The following is a 1,284-nucleotide window of genomic DNA, read 5'->3' as shown; positions in this document are numbered from 1 at the left end:
TGTAAATATGATCATCTGTCGCAGTAGCGCTATGACCTGCTTCATCATGAGTTGTCACGGTGGCGGTGACATTATCGGTGGTAGCGTTATCTAATACGCTGCCGTCAACCTCAGCCGTCCACGTTAACTTGCCATTGTGATTTTCTACTGTGGCCGTACCTACCGCTTTACCATCTACAGTGATCGTAACGGTATCGCCAACTTTGACATCACCACCAACGGTACCGGTTACAGGCACTTTGCCGTGGGACTCATTCTCATTGATTACATTGTCACCACCAATGGTGGTGATGGTGACACCCGCATTGATGCCAACCTGATAATTTTCTTCACTGTTTGCGGTGTCATTATGTGAACTGTATGACGTTGTGACTGTGGCAGTGGCTTTATCTGCATGCAACACATCCTTGCCCGTGACATTCACTGACCATGTGTTACCCGCCTCAACCTGGGTGTTGTAATCGGTGCCATTAATCGTTACCACGACCTTGTCACCCACTTGCACCTGACCGCCAACCGTACCGGTGATCGCAATGCTCTGCTGATGACCTTCTTGTTGAGTGATCTCGTTATCGCCAGTGATCTTATCAATGTCGATAGTCGCGTTAACATCCACCGTATAATTATGCTCAGCCGTGGCGGTTTTGCTGTTACCTGCGGTATCAGTGGTGGTCACTGTTGCGCCAACATGATCCGAATTCGCATCCAACAAGACCTTGCCATCAACAGACAAACGCCATGACTTATCCGCTTGTACTTCGGCGGTGCCTAACGTTTTACCATCAAGGGTCACTGTTACCCAATCGCCCGCTTTCACATCGCCGCCAACCGTACCGATGATCGCTTGGGACTGTTCAGAATCAGGTCCGGTTACATTATCATCGGTAGCAATCGAGGTAATAGTGATCGCTGCCGCAATGTCAGTATCAATGTTGTAAGGGTGATCGTCCGTCGCCGTGGCACTGTTACCCGCCTCATCCGTGGTGGTGACGGTTGCCGTCACACTATCAGCCGTCGCACCGTCTAAAACACTGCCCTCAACTTCTGCCGTCCACGTTAACTTGCCGTCCTGCTCCACAACTTTTGTGGTGCCCACGGTTTGACCATCAACAACGACCGTAACGGTATCGCCGACTTTAACATCTGCGCCCACGGTCCCCGTGACCGGGACTTTGCTGTGCGCTTCATCTGCGTTGATAACACCATCGGTAGCAATCGAGGTAATAGTGATCGTTGCCGCAATGTCAGTATCAATGTTGTAAATATGATCATCTGTCGCAGTAG

The 1,284-nt window shown here is 50.4% G+C and carries 1 protein-coding gene; it reads right to left on the bottom strand.

The genetic code is table 11. The annotated features are described in order from the left end of the window. Positions 1 to 1,284, bottom strand: a 1,284-nt coding sequence (locus CZ809_RS20585; RefSeq protein ID WP_144396225.1) for an Ig-like domain-containing protein, incomplete at both ends; no start/stop codon positions are given.

Origin of the sequence: Photobacterium piscicola (assembly GCF_900166965.1) — a bacterium.
Lineage (GTDB): Bacteria > Pseudomonadota > Gammaproteobacteria > Enterobacterales > Vibrionaceae > Photobacterium > Photobacterium piscicola.
This window is presented reverse-complemented; position numbering and strand designations above follow the sequence as displayed.